The 21,276-nt window shown below is 36.9% G+C and carries 21 protein-coding genes; 15 read left to right on the top strand and 6 right to left on the bottom strand.

Annotated elements, in window-relative coordinates; genetic code table 11:
- Positions 1–61 precede the first annotated feature (61 nt).
- The 5 genes from NV349_RS11505 to NV349_RS11485 are packed head-to-tail and all read left to right on the top strand — an operon-like array spanning position 62 to position 3,585.
- Positions 62–1,057, top strand: coding sequence for an ABC transporter substrate-binding protein (locus NV349_RS11505; protein ID WP_271909948.1), 996 nt, complete (start codon positions 62–64; stop codon positions 1,055–1,057).
- 1 nt (position 1,058) lies between these two features.
- The gene (locus NV349_RS11500) at positions 1,059–1,349 is read left to right on the top strand and encodes a thiamine-binding protein (protein WP_141905744.1); all 291 of its coding nucleotides are present in this window, start codon (positions 1,059–1,061) and stop codon (positions 1,347–1,349) included.
- Entirely contained in the window at positions 1,349–2,122 is a 774-nt protein-coding gene (locus NV349_RS11495; protein ID WP_271909947.1) for an ABC transporter permease, read from the top strand. Before NV349_RS11500 ends, NV349_RS11495 begins: the two co-directional genes overlap by 1 nt.
- Complete coding sequence (locus NV349_RS11490; protein ID WP_271909946.1) at positions 2,097–2,846, top strand: ABC transporter ATP-binding protein; 750 nt, start codon at positions 2,097–2,099, stop codon at positions 2,844–2,846. Before NV349_RS11495 ends, NV349_RS11490 begins: the two co-directional genes overlap by 26 nt.
- Entirely contained in the window at positions 2,836–3,585 is a 750-nt protein-coding gene (locus tag NV349_RS11485) for a TatD family hydrolase (RefSeq protein WP_141905741.1), read from the top strand. The genes NV349_RS11490 and NV349_RS11485 overlap by 11 nt, the downstream gene beginning before the upstream one ends.
- 23 nt (positions 3,586–3,608) lie before the next feature.
- On the opposite strand, the gene NV349_RS11480 is transcribed toward NV349_RS11485, so the two are convergent.
- The 5 genes from NV349_RS11480 to NV349_RS11460 form a co-directional block, all read right to left on the bottom strand.
- A complete protein-coding gene (locus NV349_RS11480) occupies positions 3,609–3,785 on the bottom strand; it encodes a hypothetical protein (protein WP_271909945.1) in 177 nt (58 codons plus the stop codon).
- 96 nt (positions 3,786–3,881) lie between these two features.
- Positions 3,882–5,426, bottom strand: coding sequence for a solute symporter family protein (locus tag NV349_RS11475; RefSeq protein WP_058843561.1), 1,545 nt, complete (start codon positions 5,424–5,426; stop codon positions 3,882–3,884).
- Positions 5,427–5,434: 8 nt separating this feature from the next.
- Positions 5,435–5,773 (bottom strand): DUF485 domain-containing protein, encoded by a 339-nt coding sequence (locus tag NV349_RS11470; protein WP_036125957.1) that lies wholly within the window; start codon positions 5,771–5,773, stop codon positions 5,435–5,437.
- A gap of 481 nt (positions 5,774–6,254) precedes the next feature.
- Entirely contained in the window at positions 6,255–7,808 is a 1,554-nt protein-coding gene (locus NV349_RS11465; RefSeq protein ID WP_058843542.1) for a solute symporter family protein, read from the bottom strand.
- Positions 7,809–8,144: a DUF485 domain-containing protein gene (locus NV349_RS11460; RefSeq protein WP_058843543.1), complete on the bottom strand. Its 336-nt coding sequence runs from the start codon at positions 8,142–8,144 to the stop codon at positions 7,809–7,811.
- A 584-nt stretch (positions 8,145–8,728) separates the two neighbouring features.
- On the opposite strand from NV349_RS11460, the gene NV349_RS11455 reads away from it, so the two are divergent.
- From NV349_RS11455 to NV349_RS11445, 3 genes are all read left to right on the top strand, one after another.
- On the top strand, positions 8,729–9,325 hold the full coding sequence (locus NV349_RS11455) for an SCO family protein (RefSeq protein WP_271909944.1): 597 nt from the start codon (positions 8,729–8,731) through the stop codon (positions 9,323–9,325).
- A gap of 172 nt (positions 9,326–9,497) precedes the next feature.
- Positions 9,498–9,842 (top strand): ArsR/SmtB family transcription factor, encoded by a 345-nt coding sequence (locus NV349_RS11450; protein WP_036126183.1) that lies wholly within the window; start codon positions 9,498–9,500, stop codon positions 9,840–9,842.
- 31 nt (positions 9,843–9,873) lie between these two features.
- Positions 9,874–10,872 (top strand): NADP-dependent oxidoreductase, encoded by a 999-nt coding sequence (locus NV349_RS11445; protein ID WP_036126185.1) that lies wholly within the window; start codon positions 9,874–9,876, stop codon positions 10,870–10,872.
- Positions 10,873–11,250: 378 nt separating this feature from the next.
- Here NV349_RS11445 and NV349_RS11440 read toward each other — a convergent pair whose 3' ends face one another.
- Complete coding sequence (locus tag NV349_RS11440) at positions 11,251–11,832, bottom strand: TetR/AcrR family transcriptional regulator (protein ID WP_036126188.1); 582 nt, start codon at positions 11,830–11,832, stop codon at positions 11,251–11,253.
- 226 nt (positions 11,833–12,058) lie between these two features.
- Here NV349_RS11440 and NV349_RS11435 point away from each other — a divergent pair, with 226 nt between their 5' ends.
- From NV349_RS11435 to NV349_RS11405, 7 genes are all read left to right on the top strand, one after another.
- Positions 12,059–15,172: an MMPL family transporter gene (locus NV349_RS11435; RefSeq protein WP_271913576.1), complete on the top strand. Its 3,114-nt coding sequence runs from the start codon at positions 12,059–12,061 to the stop codon at positions 15,170–15,172.
- Positions 15,173–15,555: 383 nt separating this feature from the next.
- Entirely contained in the window at positions 15,556–16,227 is a 672-nt protein-coding gene (locus NV349_RS11430) for a GntR family transcriptional regulator (protein WP_271909943.1), read from the top strand.
- 310 nt (positions 16,228–16,537) lie between these two features.
- Positions 16,538–18,004 carry a 4-hydroxyphenylacetate 3-hydroxylase family protein gene (locus tag NV349_RS11425; RefSeq protein ID WP_271909942.1) on the top strand — a complete coding sequence of 489 codons (1,467 nt, stop codon included), beginning with the start codon at positions 16,538–16,540 and terminating at the stop codon, positions 18,002–18,004.
- A 28-nt stretch (positions 18,005–18,032) separates the two neighbouring features.
- The gene (locus NV349_RS11420; protein WP_271909940.1) at positions 18,033–18,827 is read left to right on the top strand and encodes a carbon-nitrogen family hydrolase; all 795 of its coding nucleotides are present in this window, start codon (positions 18,033–18,035) and stop codon (positions 18,825–18,827) included.
- Positions 18,824–19,498 (top strand): DUF2848 family protein, encoded by a 675-nt coding sequence (locus NV349_RS11415; protein ID WP_271909938.1) that lies wholly within the window; start codon positions 18,824–18,826, stop codon positions 19,496–19,498. The genes NV349_RS11420 and NV349_RS11415 overlap by 4 nt, the downstream gene beginning before the upstream one ends.
- 1 nt (position 19,499) lies before the next feature.
- Positions 19,500–20,216, top strand: coding sequence for a cupin domain-containing protein (locus NV349_RS11410; RefSeq protein ID WP_271909937.1), 717 nt, complete (start codon positions 19,500–19,502; stop codon positions 20,214–20,216).
- Positions 20,217–20,394: 178 nt separating this feature from the next.
- Positions 20,395–21,261 carry an FAD synthetase family protein gene (locus tag NV349_RS11405; protein WP_271909936.1) on the top strand — a complete coding sequence of 289 codons (867 nt, stop codon included), beginning with the start codon at positions 20,395–20,397 and terminating at the stop codon, positions 21,259–21,261.
- The last annotated feature ends 15 nt before the right edge of the window (positions 21,262–21,276 follow it).

The following is a 21,276-nucleotide window of genomic DNA, read 5'->3' as shown; positions in this document are numbered from 1 at the left end:
TCTTTCTGGTGACAACATTCAATCATGAACACTTTCACATTATCAACTAGGAGGACTTCGCATGAAAAAATGGTTATTTATTCTAGTGGCTGCACTTTTAACGTTAGTGGGCTGTAGTGACAAGGAGGACAAGCAGGCTACTGATCAGCTGAAAAAAGTATCAGTGGTCTTAGATTGGACACCAAATACAAATCATACAGGACTGTATGTCGCAAAAAAACTCGGTTATTTTGAGGAGCAGGGCTTAGATGTTGACATTATTATGCCTGGGGAGGCAGGAGCCGATCAGCTTGTTGCTTCTGGCAAGGCAGAGTTTGGTGTGAGCTATCAGGAAGGGATTACACAGGCTCGTGTGCAAGATGTGCCTCTTGTCTCCATTGCTGCTATTATTCAACATAATACATCTGGCTTTGCTTCTATTGCATCAAAAGGTATTACATCACCAAAGGATTTCGAAGGTAAAACCTATGGCGGTTGGGGGGCTCCACTAGAGCAAGCTGTCCTACAATCATTGATGCAAACAGAAAAGGCAGACATTCATAAACTAGATATCGTCAATGCAGGAGATTTAGATTTTTTCACGATGATGCAAAAGGATATTGATTTTGCTTGGATTTATTACGCGTGGACAGGTATTGAAGCTGAGCTACGGGGTGAAAAGATTAATATGCTGTACTTAACAGATTATAGTGATCAGCTGGACTATTATACACCTGTTCTAGCTACAAATGAAAAAATGATCCAGGACAATCCTGACCTAGTTCAAGCGTTTGTGGCGGCTGCATCGAAGGGCTATGAATACGCCATAGCACATCCAAGTGAGGCGGCTGATATTTTAATAGAAGCGGCTCCCGATTTAGATCAAGCGTTAGTGCATAAAAGTCAGGAATGGCTAGCCGATAAATATCAGGATGATGCCAAGCAATGGGGAGAGCAAAAGTTTTCTGTATGGGAAAACTATGCAAAATGGATGTCTAGCAACAACGTGTTAGAGGGCGAATTTAATGCGAAACAAGCCTTTACAAATGATTTCTTACCTAAAAAGGAGGCCAAATAAGATGGCGAATTCATTAATCAGTGTTCAAATCATTCCAAAAACAGAGAAATTTGAGGATGTTATACCGTATGTCGATGCGGCGATTGCTGTGATAGATGCTGCTGGTGTGAAATATGAGGTACATCCGTTGGAAACGACGATGGAAGGTGAGCTGTCAACGTTGCTGCAAATCATTGAAAAAATGAATGACAAGATGATTGAGCTTGGTGCTATCAATGTCATTACACAAGTGAAAATATTATATCAGCCAACTGGTATAACAATGGATACATTAACGGAGAAATACCAGTAATGAAACAAGCTTTGCAAAAGGGAAGGACGATTATTTTTATCGCCTTCCTCTTATTCGTGTGGGAGCTCATTGTGCATGTGGCTGAAGTTCCTCATTGGTTATTACCTGCACCAAGTAGTATTTTGTTGGAAGCTTTTAAAGCCTATCAAACCTTTTTACCACATGCTTGGGCTACGATGCAATTAGCCTTATTAGGACTTGCCATTGGCATTGCCTGTGGATTAATGGTGGCGATTGTCTTGCATCGATTTACATTTATTCGGGAGTTGTTTTATCCGATTTTAATTATGTCGCAAAATATCCCTATTCTTGTCTTAGCGCCATTGCTCATTATTTGGTTTGGCTTTGGTTTATTACCAAAGCTCATCATTATTTGCCTCGTGTGCTTTTTCCCCATTGTTATTGCGGCAATGGACGGATTTCGGCAAACAGCACCTGAGTTAAAGCATTATTTTGCCATGGTTGGTGCTACAAAGGCGCAAACTTTTTGGAAGCTCGAATGGCCTCATGCATACCCAACGATTTTTTCAGGTGTAAAAATTGCTGCGACGTATAGTGTGATGGGCGCTGTTATTGCGGAGTGGCTTGGTGCAAAAAAAGGAATAGGCGTTTATATGACCTTAGCACAGTCCTCGTTCCGCACTGATCGTGTATTCGTAGCCATTTTTGCGATTGTTTTATTAAGCTTACTGTTGTTTAGCAGTATTCGCTTACTTGAAAAATTCATGGTGAAGGGGAGAGGCTATCATGCTCAGCATTCAAAACATCGCTAAATCCTTTGATACCCTGCAAGTTCTTGAAGATGTATCCTTTGACGTTAAAGATGGAGAGTTTGTGGCCATTGTTGGTCCCTCTGGCAGTGGTAAGAGTACCCTTTTTCAATTAATTGGTGGCGTTTCTACGATTGATCAAGGGTCCATTTTATTAAATGAAGAGGACATTCAGCGAAAAAGAGGAACGATTGGTTATATGCCTCAGCAGCCTTGTCTACTACCTTGGCGCACGATTTTAGAGAATGTCACACTCGTAGAGGAATTACAGCATCAACCAAATGCTGAACGTGCTATAGAGTGGCTTGAAAAGGTGGGGCTTGGTTCATTTATCCATGCTTATCCAAACGAATTGTCAGGCGGCATGCAACAGCGTGTATCTTTTATACGTGCGATGGTCAGTGATAAGCCTATTTTATGCTTAGATGAACCATTTTCTGCGCTGGATGAATTCACCAGACTGGAAATGCAAGCGTGGCTATTATCCATCTGGGAAGCCTATCGTAAATCAATACTATTTGTCACGCATAGTATTGAGGAAGCACTCTTTTTAGCGGATCGGATCCTTGTTTTAAGCAAACGTCCTGCGACGGTTAAAAAGGAAATCATTGTGCCTTTTGAAAGACCCCGAAAAGAGGAAATTCGTCATTCAGCAGCGTTCACCGAGTTAAAGCAACAATTATTTATGTACTTACAAGAAGAAAAGGGTGATATGTTTGTTGATTGATGCTCATATTCATTTGGATCAGTATCGAGATGAGGAAATTCCAGCCTTACTTGAAGAGGTAGAGACGGTGATTGCGGTTAGCATGCAGTTGTCGTCCTGTAAAAGAACATTGCATTTATCGAATAACTATCAGCCAGTGAAAGCCGCTTTTGGCTTTCATCCGGAACAGCCTTTACCAAATCCAAGCGATGAGGAGGCATTATTTGATTGGATCCGTTCACATAAAGAACATATGGTAGCTGTTGGTGAGGTCGGTTTACCTTATTATTTAAGACAACAGCAAACGATAGATGACCGACTTTATGTGGCTCTATTAGAGCGTTTTATAGTCTTGGCAAAGGAATTGGATAAGCCAATAGTGTTACACGCTGTCTATGAGGATGCTAGCATCGTTTGTGATTTACTTGACAAACATCAGCTTCGCCAAGCACATTTTCATTGGTTTAAAGGGGATGAGGCTGTGGTGAAACGCATGATTCAGCATGGCTATTTTATTTCGATCACCCCTGATTGTTTGTATGAACAAGAAATTCAACAGTTGATACAAGCTTATCCCATTGAACTAATGATGGTGGAAACGGATGGTCCTTGGCCTTTTGAAGGACCGTTTACAAATAAACGTACATCTCCGTGGATGATGCATTCGACCATTGAGGTCATAGCGTCCATCAAGGGGTTGTCGACACAGGAAGTGGCTCAAATTATCACGCAAAACACCAATGCCTTCTATCGGCTTTAAAAGAAAAAGCAGTATAGGGAACGTTAGTCGTCCTTATACTGCTTTTTATGTTTTGTGAAATCATGATCGAGTTTCTCATTCTTTGTTTTTGTTATGCGCTCGTGTGTACTGAAGGATATAGATTGACGTTTTTTTTCAACATCCTTGCCGACAGTTCGTTTAATATGCATCCGTTTCTTTTTAGCCCTTGATTGTGACATGAGCATAACCTCCAATCTTTTTCTCATTCTATAGTAGCGAATAGGGAAGAAAAAGTAAAACCTCGTAAGCGAGATGCTTACGAGGGTGTTGAGTGATTAGTGAGATACGTCCTGTACAGAAATACCTGTGTTTGCTTTAACGTCAACTTCACGATACTTCGCGTCATCCGTTTCTTTAGAAAGTAATGTACCGATGAAACCACCAAGGAAACCAAGTGGTACAGAGATTAAGGCTGGGTTCGTTAACATGATTAATGGTTCACCAACGAAAATCGCCTTACCTTCAACTGGATTCCATACGTTTGGTGAAATAGCAACTAACACTAATGCAGAAATTAAACCTGTTAACATCGCCGTTACAGCACCAGCTGTATTAAAGCGTTTCCAATAAATTGTATAGATAATAACTGGAAGGTTAGCAGATCCCGCAATACAGAATGCTAGAGATACTAAGAATGCAACGTTTAATGTTTGTGCGCCAAGTGCTAATAGGATAGAAATAACAGCGATTGTAATGGAACCAATGCGAGCTGCAAGAACTTGCTCTTTTTCTGTAATTTTACCCTTTTTGATAATTTGTCCATAAATATCATGAGATAGGGCAGATGCACCTGAAAGTACAAGGCCTGCTACTACCGCTAGGATTGTTGCGAAGGCTACCGCACAAACGAATGAGAATAGGATGTCTCCACCAAGTGCTTCTGCAAGCAGTGGGGCAGCCATGTTACCAGCAGCGTTTGCAGCGATAATATCTTCTTTCCCAACGAATGCTGCTGCACCGAAACCTAAGAAAATTGTTAGAACGTAGAAAATACCTACGATCCAAGTAGCCCAAATAACCGATGAACGAGCTGTTTTTGCGTCTTTTACTGTAAAGAAACGCATTAAAATATGTGGAAGACCCGCAGTACCCAATACTAAGGCAATTAACATAGAGATTGTATCAAGTCCATTTGTGTATTTTAGACCTGGATTTAAATAAGCAGCACCACTATCAGTAGCTGTTGTCATTTCTGTAAACATTGTCGAGATACTGAAGCCGAACTCTTTTAATACTAAGAACGAAATAATCACTGTACCAAGCATTAACAGACAAGCTTTGATGATTTGCACCCAAGATGTCGCTGTCATACCACCGAATAATACGTATGTTGTCATCATGAAACCTACGATTAACACGGCAATCCAGTAGTCGATTCCTAAAAGTAATTGAATAAGTGCTCCTGCACCAACTAGTTGTGCAATCATGTAGAATAAAACAATTGTAATCGTGCTTAAAGCAGCTGTTCCACGAACTTTTGCATTATTGAAGCGCGCTGTAATCATGTCAGCTAATGTAAATTTCCCAAGGTTACGTAATGGCTCAGCAACGATGTATAACACCACTAAGTAAGCTACTAAATAACCAATAGAGAAGAAGAATCCATCAAATCCAAATAATGCGACTGCACCAGCGATACCTAGGAAAGAGGCTGCTGATAAATAGTCTCCAGCGATAGCTAGTCCATTTTGCCAGCCTGTTAAGCCACCACCTGCCGTGTAGAAATCACTTGCGGAAGATGTACGTTTAGATGCCCACCATGTAATAACTAATGTTAAACCAACTATGGCTACGAAGAAGAATATGGCTGTAAAACTCATTCCGTTACTCATCGGCGGCCACCTCCGTTTTCGTATTCAGCGATAATCGCTTTTGCTTCTCTATCAAAGTTGTTTGCCTTAGCTACATATAAATGACATAACCCCCATGTCATGATGAATAGCCCCGCTGCATAGATCCACACCCAAGTAATTTCCCCAAATGCCTTTTGATGTAGAATTGTCGTGTACGATGTCAGAATTGGTAACAACATGTATGCCAATAAAAATATGACAGTTATAGACCAAAGAAAAGAATTTTTTCTGCGTACAAGAGATTTAAATGATTCTTGGTTTGCAATTGCATCATAGTCAATCACGATACCTTTTTTTGCCTGATTGTTCGCCATTAACATTCCCCATTTTGTGTATATTTTTTCTACCTCAAGACTTGATTTTGCTAGTTTAGTGAATTCACATTTTCATTTTATGAAACAGTTCACAAAATTGCAATACATTTCAGAAAAATTATGCAAAAAAAATTTTTCAGAAAATAGTCCTGAGAGAGAAAAAATGGCACAAACTCAAGAATATAGGGGGTTTTAGAAAATTCAGATAAATAAATAAAGCAAAGGGAAATCTAGATTCTTGACAAAAATAGAAGGGTAAATTTACAAGAAAATCTTGTTTTTTCAATTAAAATTAAACACCATTTACCTAGTGGGAATTGGATTTTTTCTGTTTTTTGGAAGAGAAATAGTATTGTTCAATAAATAAATTAGTAGATATTGAATAACAAAAAAGGCGAAAAACTCGATGAAAAATCGAATTTTTTGCCTATTTTTTTGCATTTTTTGAATTGGAATTCATTATGCAAGAGGTGAATAAATATTAATGAGAAATATCAGAAACAGATACGCCTGTATTCGCTTTCACACGAATTTCTTGATAAATACGTTCAGCTTCTTCCTGTGGTACTTTGCTAGCTGTCAAAACTGTACCAAGGTACCCAGCAATAAAGCCTAATGGAATCGTAATAATCGCAGGAACAGCAAGTGGTACAAGCGGTTGACCAACAAAGATGGCTGCACCTTCAATGGGGCTCCAGACATTCGGTCCCATTGCGCCTAAAATTAAACAGGACACTAAACCCGTTACCATAGCTGTTACAGCTCCTGTGGAATTAAATTTCTTCCAATAGATTGTATAAAGGATCACAGGTAGGTTGGCTGAGGCACCGATACAAAAGGCAAAGGATACTAGGAACGAAACATTTAAGCTTTGGGCAAACAATGCAAGAATAATAGACACAATCGCAATCGAAATAGAGCCTGTACGTGCAGCTACAACCTGTTGCTTTTCAGTTAATTTCCCTCCTTTTATGATTTCTCCATAAATATCATGAGAAATAGCAGAAGCCCCCGTTAACACTAAGCCTGACACAACAGCTAAAATCGTCGCAAAGGCTACGGCGCCAATAAATGCCATCAAGACATCTCCGCCTAAATAATGCGCTAGAAGTGGGGCAGCCGTATTACCAGCCTTACTTTCAGCAAGAATTTGATCTAATCCAACAAAGTTTAGCGCACCGAACCCTAAGAAGATCGTTAGTGAGAAGAAAATAGCTGTAATCCAAGTTGTCCAAGAAATAGAAGAACGTGCTGTCTTGGCATCTTTTACGGTAAAGAAACGCATTAAAATATGTGGTAAACCTGATGTTCCTAAAACTAACGCCATCATCATCGAAACGGAGTCGATTGTACTTGTGTATTTAATCCCTGGCACAAGGAATTCTTCCCCATGATCCATTGCAATTGTGTCAAACATTTTCATAAGAGAGAAATCAAATTTCATTAACACTAATACCGCTAATAGACCTGTCCCAAATAATAACAAGCTTGCTTTAATAATTTGTACCCATGAAGTTGCTGTCATGCCGCCGAACAATACATACGTTGTCATCATAACGCCGACAATTAACACAGCAATCCAATATTCAATTCCAAATAGTAGTTTAATTAATGCACCAGCACCTACAAGCTGTGCAATCATATAAAGAATCACAATAATAATTGTACCTGATGCAGCCACGCCACGAATTCGTTTTTCATTAAAACGAGCCGTTAACATATCTGCTAATGTGTAACGCCCCAAATTACGCATAGGCTCAGCAATGACATAAAGAAGCACTAAATTTGCTACAACATAGCCAACAGAGAAGAAGAAACCATCAAAACCAGTTAAGGCAATCGCACCAGACACCCCAAGAAAGGCAGCTGCTGATAAATAGTCACCAGCAATCGCAAAGCCGTTTTGCCACCCCTTTAATCCACCACCGGCTGTGTAAAAATCAGCTGCCGAGGAAGTGCGTTTTGCTGCAATATAGGTAACGACAAGTGTTAATCCAACAATGGCTAAAAAGAAACCTACAGATACAATATTCATTTAGTTACCACCTTTCGCATGATACTCGGCTAGCACAGCCGCCGCAGCTTTATCGAATGAAGCAGCTTTTTTTACATATACTGTACAGAGCACAATGGTCATGATAAATAACCCTGCAGAATATACCCATACACCCGTAATATTTCCGAATAATTTTTGTTGTAGTACAGGTTGGAAGGCAAGGATCGGAAGCAAAATATAAAGAATTAGAAACACTGCTGTAATCGAGAAAAGAAAGGTATTTTTCTTTTTCACAAAGGTATTAAACGATTCCATTGCCTCAATTGCATGATAATCAATTGATTGAGCCTGTTTTTCACTAGAAACATTCGCCATTATTATTCCCCCTAAAGTTATATATTTCTGTTTTAAACGACATATTTCTTTTTCTTTCGTCGTTATATTCACTTATTTTATGGGGGATATTCTTATAATGCAATACTAAATTTTGAGTTTTTATAATTTTTAGTCAGTTTAGTTACGTAGAAATAACATAGAAATATTAAGTGTTTAATAGAATAAAATGGTATTAAAGAGAACGAGAATTTCGAGTGAAATAATATTATTGAAATAGTTTGTTGCTGATAAAGTTGAATGTAGGAGAAAATATATTCACAAAAGAGAATTTTCTGTATTTTATTATTCTTCTATTAAAACCCAGAGAAGTGTAAAAGGTAGAAATAGTTTGTTATATAACAACCGTTCTTTCTCTTGGGAAATAACGAAAATAATAAAAAAAAGCTTTCAAAAAAATTTTGAAAAGGATGTGTCATTTGGAAGATGTAGTGTAATGAAATACCAGAATCAGTTAATGTTCACATGTTATACAAATAGCAATCTGGGTGTAAGTCCATTACCTTGTATTTGGCTTCTAGAATGAATAAAATAAGATGATGAAATGAAGGGAAGTGGTACCGCAAATGAAAAAGAAAAGTATACTGCTCGTTTTAGTTCTAGCATTCAGCAGCATTTTAGCTGCTTGCGGAAGCTACAAATTTGAGCCAACTGTAAACATTGAGGTCCAAGATTTCAATGTAATGAATCAAAAAAGTGAACAAGTGAGCCTAGAAGATTTAAAAGGTAAGCCTTGGCTAGCAATGTTTATTTTTACAAACTGTACGACAATCTGTCCGCCAATGACATTTAATATGACAGAGGTCCAGCAAGCACTACAGGATGAAGGCCTTGAGGATTATCAAATTGTCGCATTTAGTGTAGATCCAGAGGTGGATAAGCCTGAGGTATTAACGAACTATTTAAATACGTATAATGTTGTCGATGAAAGCAAATGGCAGCTATTAACGGGCTATCAACAAAAATTTATCGAACAATTTGCACGTAAATCATTCAATTCATTAGTCAAAAATGATCCAAACTCAGACCAAGTCATACATATGTCGAGCTATTATTTAGTGAACGCAGACGGCACAGTTGTAAAAGACTATGATGGCGCGACAAACGTACCAGTTGAAACTATTGTTGGAGATATGAAGGCACTCATTAAGGAAAGCAAATAACACAGAGGTCCATGTGACTTCTGTGTTTTTTGTTGTCGAGAAAGAATTCACCTCCAAAGATTGGATTCGTCTCGATTTTCTTTCTCAATATTGCACAGAATAGCATTGTACTTTATGGTTGTATCCATAGGATGGTTCAATAACTTAAACTATTCAACTAATTAAAGGAGGGATTATTTACATGACTAAACAGGACCAACTACACACCATTAAAGAAAATTTTATCAACTGTCAAAAGGTACTATTGGCCATTGGTGATGAAACACGTCAATCTATTTTACTTGTTTTAATGGCTACGGATTGTCAAACAGGATTACGTGTAGGCGAAATCACAGAACAAACCCATCTGTCTAGACCTGCTGTGTCACATCACCTTAAAATTTTACGTGATGCCGGTGTTATTTTAATGCGTAAAGAAGGGACAAAAAACTTTTATTATATAGATATACGCACAAAATTAGGTTTACTAAAAACACTTGTTACGGATATTGAGACGCTATTAAAGGAATTTTATTGAGAATACGATAAGTTATTTGGAGGAATAAACGATGAAAGCAATGGTTATCAATCAATATGGCAAAGCCCCGATGCAGTTAGCAGAAATACCTACACCTGAAATTGGTGAATATGAGATACTTGCAGAAATTCATGCCGCTAGTATTAATCCTATTGATTTTAAAATACGCGATGGGAAAGTGAAGTTGTTAATACAATATAAAATGCCTCTAATCCTTGGAAATGATTTTTCGGGAGTTGTGGTAAAGGTTGGCACAAAAGTAACTCGTTTTAAAGTGGGCGATGAAATATATGCACGTCCACGTAAAAGTAAAATCGGTACTTTTGCCGAATTTATCGCAATACATGAAGATGATATAGCCCTAAAACCTAAAAACTTGAGCTTTGAGGAAGCTGCATCCATCCCTCTCGTTGGGTTAACTTCATATCAAGCATTACATGACATCATGCACTTACAAAAAGGACAAAAGATTTTAATTCATGCAGGGTCTGGTGGTGTAGGCACTTTTGCTATTCAACTGGCTAAAGTAATGGGTGCCACAGTAGCAACAACTGCTAGTGAAGCTGGTGCAAACTTAGTCACATCTCTTGGTGCAGACGAAGTGATCAATTACAAGACAGAGAAGTTTGAAGAAATATTGGGAAATTATGATGCCGTCTTTGATACACTTGGGGGTGAGACGCTTGAAAAATCTTTCGGGATCATCAAAAATGGAGGGAAAATTGTTTCTGTTTCTGGCATGCCAAATGCCCGTTTTGCTAAAGAAAATGATTCAGGATTTTTCAAAACCCTATTATTTTCAGCAGCAAGTTATAAACTGACTGCACTTGAAAAGAAGCATCATGCGCAATATTCCTTTTTATTTATGAAGCCAAGCGGTGATCAATTACGTATAATTGCGGACTATATTGAATCTGGTAAAATCAAACCCGTCATTGATCGAACTTTTACATTTGAAGAAGCTCAAAAAGCGATGGAATATGCTGAGTCTGGAAGGGCAAAGGGGAAGATAATTGTGAAAATCAAGTAGTCATCTAAGCTATCTTGGTTGCTATTGATCTAAATTATTAAATGTATAGAAGGGTGTTTCCTTCTTATTTAATGGCCAATTTAACTAGTTTTCGGAGTGACCACGCTTAATATGAACATGGTGAAGGAAATATAATGGTGTTGGCACATGCTTCCAAAAATGCCTATGCTAGAAAATGATATTTCGATCTTGATGATTCCTTCGTTGTTTTTTCGCTGAATTTACATTGAATATTTTGGCATAAATAGATTTTCCTCTTACAAGCTCAAACTCATTAAGCAATTTATGCAAGTGCTTATGGCCAAAAGCTAGCTGATGTATAGAGGTAAATATGAAAGAAGCTGTGATTGCAGCTTCTTTTTTGCAGTAAATAGCACTTTATTTGAACGTATAAGATTGTAGCCCTTGTATCATCATTCGACTGATGGACTTTGTGAGTTCTTCTAATGAACAATCGAATTTTCCTGCTAACCAATCTTGATACATCGACATTAGCCCACCTACTAAGAAATGGACACGTAATACAAATTCTTGACGTTCTTGACTGGGATGAATAGTTTCTTGAAAACTAATGATTTTCTCGATCAGAATGTCTTTTAATTTCACGACAAAGCAAGAGGCCCCCTGTACAAAGATTAACTTTCGGTAAAATTCAATATCTTGTTGTAAAAAGTCCACCATTTTTAAAAAGAAAGGCATCGGATTTTGAATGATTTCGACCGCTTTAAAATCATTCAGAAACTCTACCATTTTGCCCATTAGTTCATTTTCAATTTCCTCAATAACCGCCAAAATATCCGAGTAATGAGCATAGAATGTTCCTCTACTTACTTCAGCTCGTTCAACAATATTTTTTACGGTGATCTTTTCTAAATCCTTCTCCAGCACTAATTCTACAAATGCGTGCCTAATCATTTTTCTTGAGCGAATTGCGCTTTTGTATTCTGCTTTCCCACTCATTTTTTTGCACTCCTAAAATATTTTTCTAAAGTTGAACACATTGATATGTCAATGTTCAAAGTTGTACATATAGACGAAAATTGAACATTGTCCCGTTTTCTGAGGCTAAGTATACTTGATTTACGAATAAAAGTATACACTTGTATGATTTTATAATCGTTTATCTAGAGGCTAGCATTCTCTAGATAATTATTAATTTAGTAAAGTGAAAGTGAGAGAAATGATGATGAAAAAAATCATGAATTGGCGAGTAGCATCGTTCGTTTTATGGATAGTCATGACAGTCCTTATAGTCGTGACGATGCCTAATTTAGATCAATTGGTTAGAGAAAAAGGGCAAATTACTATTCCCGAAAGTGCTCAAAGCAATATTGCAGAAGATCTGCTTAATCAAATGGATAATGACAGTGGGGAAAGGTATCAAATTATTGCTGTCTTCAATAGTGGGAATGATCAAGCATTAACAAAGGAACAAAAAGAAGAAGTAGGAAAAATCATTAAAGAATTAAAAAAAGAACAAACTCAGCTCGGTATGAAGGAGATTATGACTCATTTAGATAATGAGCAAACGAAAAAACAGCTCATTTCTGAAGATGGAACTACCATTCTAGCTCAGCTTTCTGTTGAGCAGAATAATAGAGAAATTTCTGAGATAACGAAGGAGCTTACTAAAATTATAGATAGTAAAAATGTAGATACCTATCTAACAGGAAACAGTCTGGTAATGGAAGATTTCGTTCAATCCACACAAGAGGGGATTAAGAAAACAGAAATAATAGCGATTATCTTTATTATCACTGTGCTCATTCTTGTTTTCCGATCACCAATAGTGCCATTCGTCTCTCTTTTATCGGTTGGAGTAGCTTACGTAGTGTCACTAGGAATCATTGCACACTTAGTAGATCAGTTTAATTACCCATTTTCGAATTTTACTCAAGTATTTTTAGTTGTTATTTTATTCGGTATCGGCACAGATTATAATATCTTACTCTTCACTCGATTTAAGGAAGAACTGGTGAAGCAGGAAGATCGTTGGAAAGCAGTGCGCAGCACATATAAAACAGCTGGAAAAACGGTTCTGTATAGTGCGCTTGCGGTGTTTATTGGATTTATGGCTCTTTATTTGGCGGAATTCGGGTTATACCGAGCAAGTTCAGCTGTAGCAATTGGCGTAGCTGTACTCTTATTGGTTTTATTGACCTTAAATCCTTTTTTTATGGCTTTACTGGGGAAAAAGATGTTTTGGCCAGCGAAAACTTTTACTGGTCATAATGACAGTAAAATCTGGGGATTTTTAGCGAGGCTATCTGTTTTAAGACCTTTCGTTGCATTAGTCTTTACAGCGATTTTGTGTGTTCCTTTTATCATGAATTCTAGTCATTCTCTAAGCTATAATGACTTGTTGGAAATCGATGATCGTTATGCTTCAAAGCAAGGGATTAATGTGATTGAAGCGCATTTCCCAGCAGGTTTTTCATCACCTACTACACTTGCCTTACAGTCAAATGAAGCACTGGATAATGCAAAATCATTACAAGCATTAGATGAAATAGCTGAAAAGATTTCGCAGATTGACGGTGTATCTAAAGTATTAACAGCTACACGACCAGTTGGAGAAAAAATGGATGACCTATACATCACGGAGCAATCTAAACAAATAAAGAGTGGCTTAGGTGATGCAAATGAAGGTGTAGGTAAGATTAGTAATGGTTTGTCTTCAGCTGAGCAACAATTCCAACAAATAGATACAAATGCTGCTCAAAATGTTCAGGCATTAATTCAAGGAACAGATGAAATGAAAAAAGGTGTTTCGAGTTTAGGGACTGCTATTGATCAATTAACAAACGGCGTAAGTGCAGGAGCAAATGGCGTCCAAGAACTAGAAAATGGTTTAGCTTCTGTAAAAGAAAATACGAACACTTTATCCATTTCGATGTCACAATTATTAAATGGTTATACGGAACTTGAAAAAGGTTTGTCCTCATTTAGTACGAATTTTACCAGCATTGGGCAAGGGATTGAAAGTGCAGAAAAAGGATATAGACAAATTGAAAGTGCAATGCATGCACTCGTACAGTCAAAACCAGAGTTAGCTAATGATATGAATGTACAAACAACGCTTAGCATTGCATCAACTGAAAAGCAGCAATTAGAGCAATTATCAGAGAAATTACACACAGTGACAGCTCAATTCGAAGGGGCCATGACATCATTTAGGGAAGTAAATGCTTCTCTTGCCAAAGTGAACAGTAGCTTCTCCCAATTACAAGCAGGTGTGAATCAACTATATGAAGCATCTTCTAGCTTAACACATGGTTTGCAATCTGCAGCAAAGGGGTCTAACCAAATCGCAAGTCAAGTACCCTCCCTTGAATCAGGATTAATGACGATTAACGAGGGACAAAAGCAACTGCAAACAGCACTAACGGATTTAGCTGATAAAATGGCAACCTTACAATCAGGATTATCAGCAAGCACAAAAGGTTTACAAGACGTCAGCACAGGTTTAACAGATGTGCAAGACTATTTAACAGGTCTTAGTGAATCAGAGGCTTCTGAAAAGTTATATATGCCAAAGGATGTTTTAGTGAGTGATGAGTTCCAAAAATCATTGAACATGTATATGTCCGATAATCGGAAAATAACTCAGATGGGCATCATTTTAGATGTGAATCCTTATTCAAAGGAAGCCATGATAATTGTTGACCAAATTGAGCAAGAGCTACAAGCGATCATTAAAAGTAGTGAGTTTCGTGATGCGAAGGTAGCAATCGGTGGAAGAACATCGCAAAATGTGGATCTTGAAGAAATTGCGAGTGGGGATTTCACTCGAACAGCAGCCATCATGCTAATAGGCATTGGTATCATTCTGATCATTATTACTCGTTCTTTCCTAAAACCAATTTTTATTTTAGCCTCTTTAATCATAACGTACTATACTGCCATAGGTATGAGTAGCATTATAAGCGCTAAATTTCTCAATATGAGTGAACTAGCGTGGAATGTACCATTCTTTAGTTTCATCATGATTGTTGCATTAGGAGTAGACTACAGTATCTTCTTGATGATGCGTTATAGAGAGCTGGAGGGGAATTCGACAAAAACTATTATCGATGCCACACGTCATATTGGAGGTGTGGTGATATCAGCAGCGATCATTCTTGGAGGTACATTTGCGGCATTAATGCCTTCAGGTGTCATAACGCTTATTGAAATAGCCATAACGGTGATTCTAGGGCTTGTTCTACTTACTTTTGTCATGTTGCCAATTCTAATTCCTGCTTTGTTAAGCGGGGTGGGGCGAATTCGCAATATTGGAAGAAAGGAAAGGAAGCAATAGATAACTTATAAAAAAACATAGTTACACCAGAAAAAAGCTGCCATTTCAGACAGCTTTTTTCTGGTGCTGACGGGGAAGGCAAGTGGAGACCTATTTAGCTAATTAAGAATTAGGGTGAAGTCTCTGCTATTTGTTCTTTAATTTGCAATGATTTTTTTGACATTTTTGTATAATAAGCTAGAGGTTAGACTTTTTCCTTTACTTGAATTGAATTAAATTAAGTAATCTACTAATCTGAAATTTCAGAAAAAACAAAAAAGTGTTGACTTATAATAAACGTATTATGTATTATGTATACATAAAACATAAAAAGTTTAAACCATTATATAAATTCAAATTTTTAATTTCGTATGGTAAAGACTTAGTAAAAAGGATGGATTATTATGGAAGGGGCACAATTAAAGCCAATTGAGAAAGAAAAAACAACGCAAGATAAAGTGTACAAAGAAATTAAAAAAGCGATTCTATACGGTGGTATAACTATCGATGAAATCTTTACAGAAGTTCAATTGGCAGAAAAGTTAAATACTTCAAGAACGCCAGTAAGAGCAGCTCTTCAAGATTTGATAAAGGAAGGTTTACTTGTTTCTATTCCCAGAAAAGGAATGACTGTAAAAAAACTTACTGAAGATGAACAGAAAGAAATCTTTTTATTAAGAAGTGCTATTGAAGTTGAGGCAGTAAAGAAGCTAATAAAAATAATTACATCTCCTGAACAATTAAAGTCACTGAAGCTAATTTTAAGGCAACAAGAAGAAGCTTTGCAAAATGATGATGCTATTCGATTTATTGGGTTAGATCATGAATTCCATCTTTCTCTTACAAAGTTGGCTAAATTCACGATAATGGAACAAATTTTGACTAATCTTCACAACCTTACACAGCTTATGGGTTTAAGAGCAGTTAGGCAGCCTGGTAGAATGAAAAGTGTTTTAATAGAACACCAACAAATCATACAAGCTATAGAGGAAAAAAATCCTGATTTAGCATCAAAGATGATTTTAAATCATTTAGAAAAGACAAAGGAAACATTAATGGTTATTGATAATAGCTAATAGCCATTAATGTTTGAAGGGAGGTGTTAAGGAGGTTACTATTATCCGGTAGGGTTTTACTTCAAACAAGCTAAATTAATCGCTAGGATGTTTACAAATTCCTAATTGAGCAATAAGTAGACCCAATACTATTTTGCTTCATTGTAAGCGCTTGCGTATTAGTTTGTATTAAATTATTGTAATTTTTAGAATTATTACAGAAATTAATGTATACACAATACAGTGTACATTAAACTTCCGTGGTTAATGATTTTCTGAAAGATTGTTACTTATAGCATCTATTTAAACAACACATTAGGGGGAATTAAATATGGTGAGAACAAGTCAAGAATATTTACAAGCATTGAAAGACGATCGTGTGATCTACATAAATGGAGAAAGAGTCAAAGATGTAGCTACACACCCTGCTTTTAAAGGAATTACAAATACGATTGCTGGTTTATATGATTTAGCGTTAGATGAATCACACAATATGATTTATAAAACGGATGATGGAACGTTAGCAAACAAAATTTATATGATTCCCAGGAGTCGTGAAGAACTGAAAGAACGCAGATTGGCCATTTCTAAATGGTCTGAAGCAACTTGTGGTTTTGTTGGCAGAAGTCCCGATCATGTCGCTAGTTTTTTAGCCTCATTCGCCAGTTCACCGGAAGTATTTGAACGAGGGAGAAAAGGTTTTGCAGAAAATGTTTTAAATTTCTATAAACATGTTCGAGATAATGATTTATATGTAACATATGTAATCATTCCACCACAAATTGATCGAAGTAAAGCAGCACATGAGCTGGAAGATAAATACCTCCCAGTAGGCGTCTATGAAGAGAAAGAGGACGGCATTGTGGTAAGAGGTTCCCAAATGCTTGGTACAGCATCTGCAGTATCGGATTACTTATTTGTTAGTTGTCTTACGCCACTACGTCCTGGTGATGAAGACTATGCTTTATCCTTTGTATTACCGATTCATGCAAAAGGGTTAAAATTTTATGCGAGACCTAGTTACGCTGACAAATCGCCAAGTACATTTGATTATCCATTATCTTCTCGTTTTGATGAGAGCGATTCCTTAGTTGTTTTTGACGATGTATTTATTCCATGGTCAGATATCTTTGTTTATAAAGATATTGATATTGTGAAGGCTCAGTTCCATGAAACACCTGCCCATGTATTAGGCAATAATCAAGCACAAATCAGATTTAGTAATAAATTGAAATTTTTAATTGGTGCTGCTCGAAAAGTTACAGCCATGAACGGTATAGATAAAATTCCTTCTGTTCAAGAAAAGTTAGGGGAACTTGCATCTATTGCAGCCTCTGTAGAAGGTAACCTATTAGCTTCAGAATATAATTGTATCATTGATAAAAATGGAGTTGCTCGACCAGATCCGCGTTTTCTTTATGGTGTAATCGGTCAACAGGATATTATCTATGCATCTACTATTCGAATTTTAAGAGAGCTTTGTGGTGGAGGTGTTTTGCAATTACCTTCCTCATACAAAGAATTGATCAATCCAGAGACGAAAGATGATATCTATCAATATATACGTTCAACAGGGGTTGGGGCTGAAGAGAGAATCAAATTATTTAAGTTAGTATGGGATATCATAGGCTCAGAGTTTGGTGGTAGACATCAACAATATGAATTGTTCTATAATGGTGCACCATTCGTGACGAAAGGCTATTCATTTAGAAATTATGGATATGAAGAGCCTGTAAAAATGGTGGAGACATTTTTAGAAAGTTATTCTCTTCCTACACAAGTGGAGGAGCTGGTTTAGGAAATCCAGATAAAAGGATGTTGAAAAAATGAAGATTGCATCAATACAGTTAGAAATTAAAGATCATGAATCTAAAAACGCTCGTATCGATCGTGTAGAAGCAATGATTGATCAATTAAAGGGACAAGATTTAATTATACTACCCGAAACATGGGCGACAGGGTACTTTGCATTTGATCGTTATGTTGATGAATCAGAAGAAATAAATGGCGATTTTGTACAACGATTTTCTTCAAAGGCAAAGGAAATCCAATCCTATCTATTTGCAGGCAGTTTCATAGAAAGAAATAACGGAAAATTCTATAACACTAGCGTTCTATTTTCACCAGAGGGTGCACTCATTGGAATCTATAGAAAAATTCACTTATTCCGTTATGGTTCACAAGAGGGGAAAATATTAACAAGAGGAAATGAAACAACTGTAGTGGATACAGACTTTGGGAAGGTAGGATTATCCACTTGTTACGATTTACGTTTTCCTGAATTGTATCGTGCAGAAGTAGATTTAGGAGCAGAATTACTTCTTGTTACGTCTGCTTGGCCACATGCCAGATTGGAACATTGGAAAATATTTAATACAGCTCGGGCATTAGAAAACCAATGTTTTTTAATTTCGAGTAATTGTGTTGGTAATACGCATGGCATCCATTTAGGTGGTCATAGTCAAGTGGTTGATCCTTGGGGAATTGTAATGGCAAGCGGAGGCGATGAAGAGACTATTGTCAAAACAGAAATTGCTCCTTCTCAAATCGCTGCTATTCGTGAAGCCTTTCCTAATTTAAAGCATCGAGTTTTAGATAGACAGGAGGAATTCAGTGGATGAATATTTTCGTTTCGGGAAAGAGCATTGAAGCTACCCCTAAACGCCTACTTATTGCCGGCTATACGGGTAAAGATCAGGCATCTGTAAAAAAACATATTGATGAATTAAGAGAGATTGGCGTACCAGCTCCACCTCAGGTTCCGATGATTTACGATGTTTCAACAAATCTTATTACGACAAGTCAATCTATTTCAGTTGTCCAAGAAAGTAGTAGTGGGGAAGCAGAAGTAATTATTATGAATGTTAAAGGGATATGGTATGTAGGACTTGGAAGTGATCACACAGATCGTGAACTTGAAAAACTGTCCATTCAAAAATCCAAACAAGTTTGCGGCAAGCCAATTTCAACACAATTTTGGTTACTAGATGATATAGAAAGCCGCTGGGATGACATTGAAATGAGAAGTTGGATGATTGTTGATGGAATTAAACAAGAGTATCAGGCTGGAACACTCGGAGAATTTTTGCAGCCTAAAGATTTACTTAAAATTATAGAAGAACGTGGTTATTATTGTGAGGATATGATGGTGTTTTGTGGAACTTTACCAATTATAACTGGAGAATTTATTTACGGCAACGGTTTTTCAGCAGAATTATATGATCGTTTAGCAGACCGAAAAATCAAATTACATTATAAGGTTCATATTTTAGCAGATGCGGAGGTAGTGTGAAATGGGAAATTCAGAAATAGAAGTGGTTATTAAACCAGAACATGAATTTGTTGATTATAAAACATTTGAGACAGCTCCTTCAAAAACTGTAAAAGGCTCCTCACAACGGATTATCGCACAAATTCCAGGTACTGAAGTAGCAACACGTATTCTAGAACTTGGTACTGGAGTAGATACATCTCCAGACGGTGTGCAAATGCATGATTTCTGGGAAGAATTATATATTATCGAAGGATCGTTAATCGACTTACGTCTGAACGAAGAATTTACAGCAGGAATGGTTGCATGTCGTCCTCCTGGAATGGAGCATGGGCCATGGCAATCACCTAATGGTTGCAAAATTTTTGAAGTTCGTTACTATGCTGATCAGGAAAAACAAGAGCATGAATTTGTTGACTTCAAGACGTTTGAGACAGTCCCTTCAAAAACTGTAGAAGGCTCTTCACAACGAATTATTGCACAAATTCCAGGTACTGAAGTAGCAACACGTATTCTAGAACTCGATGCAGGAACAGATACATCTCCAGATGGTGTGCAAATCCATGATTTCTGGGAAGAATTATACATTATTGAGGGATCGTTAATCGACTTACGTCTGAACGAAGAATTTACAGCTGGAATGGTGGCATGTCGTCCTCCTGGAATGGAACATGGACCATGGCAATCGCCAAATGGCTGTAAAATATTCGAAGTTCGTTATTACTCAAAGGTCCTATAAAATTAAGTAGATTTTGATGTTTTAGATGAGGTGATGAGTCTCATCTAAAAACCTCTGAAGCTATACAATATTTTGCGATTTTTATTGTTCATCAATGTATACACAATACAGTATGCATTGGTGATAATAGGATTTGTTTCTTTGATTACTAATTAGCTTGTAAGGAAGGTGAAGCATAGTGGAAACCATACATTTAACACATCCAATGAAAGAGCATTTTGAAATTCAAGAACCTCATGTGATGGCTTTAGGTTTTTTCGATGGTGTCCATTTAGGTCATCAATTTTTATTACAGCAAGCAAAGAAAATCGCTCATAAAAAAAATTGTAAATTATCAGTAATGACTTTTGATCCTCATCCTAGTGAGATTATCAAATGTGAAACCGATAGAAAATATTTAACCCCATTGTCTTCTAAACTAGAAGAGATGTCTCATTTCGATGTTGATAAAGTTTTTGTAATGGAATTCACAATGCTTTTCGCTTCACTTCCTGCAAGTGAATTTATTAATCAATATATAACGAATCTACATGCTACACATATTGTCGTAGGTTTTGACTTTACCTTTGGTTACAAAGCTCAAGGGAATGTAGATTATTTACGAAAGGCCCGTAAATACAATCTCTTTGATGTTACTGTGATCTCAAAAAGAATCACGAACGATCACAAGATAAGCTCAACGTTAATTCGAGAATTAATACGTGAAGGTGATGTTCAATTAGTTCCATATTACTTGGGAAAACATTATGAAATAAAAGGATTGATCAATTTTCCGAAAGATTTGACTATACAACAGAAATTAAATCGTATAGAGTTTCAAATTCAGGGGAAGTATGTTTTGCCGAAAAGAGGCTTATATAAAGTAGAAATCGCTAATAGAGATTATGCTATTCAAGGTTTTTTAAAATATTCTGGCTCTCCTAAAAACAGATTTGAACTGAGCAGTAATAAACTAGAAAGGTTGAAAGAAGTCAATCAACAAGAAATCACTGTTAAATTTTTAGATAGAGTAGCTTACATGGATAAGGTTCCTATTAAGAATTAAAGTTGATGTACAAAT

It is taken from the genome of Lysinibacillus sp. OF-1, from assembly GCF_028356935.1.
Lineage (GTDB): Bacteria > Bacillota > Bacilli > Bacillales_A > Planococcaceae > Lysinibacillus > Lysinibacillus fusiformis_D.
Note: the sequence above shows the minus strand (reverse complement) of the source record. Positions and strands in the feature narration are given on the sequence as shown.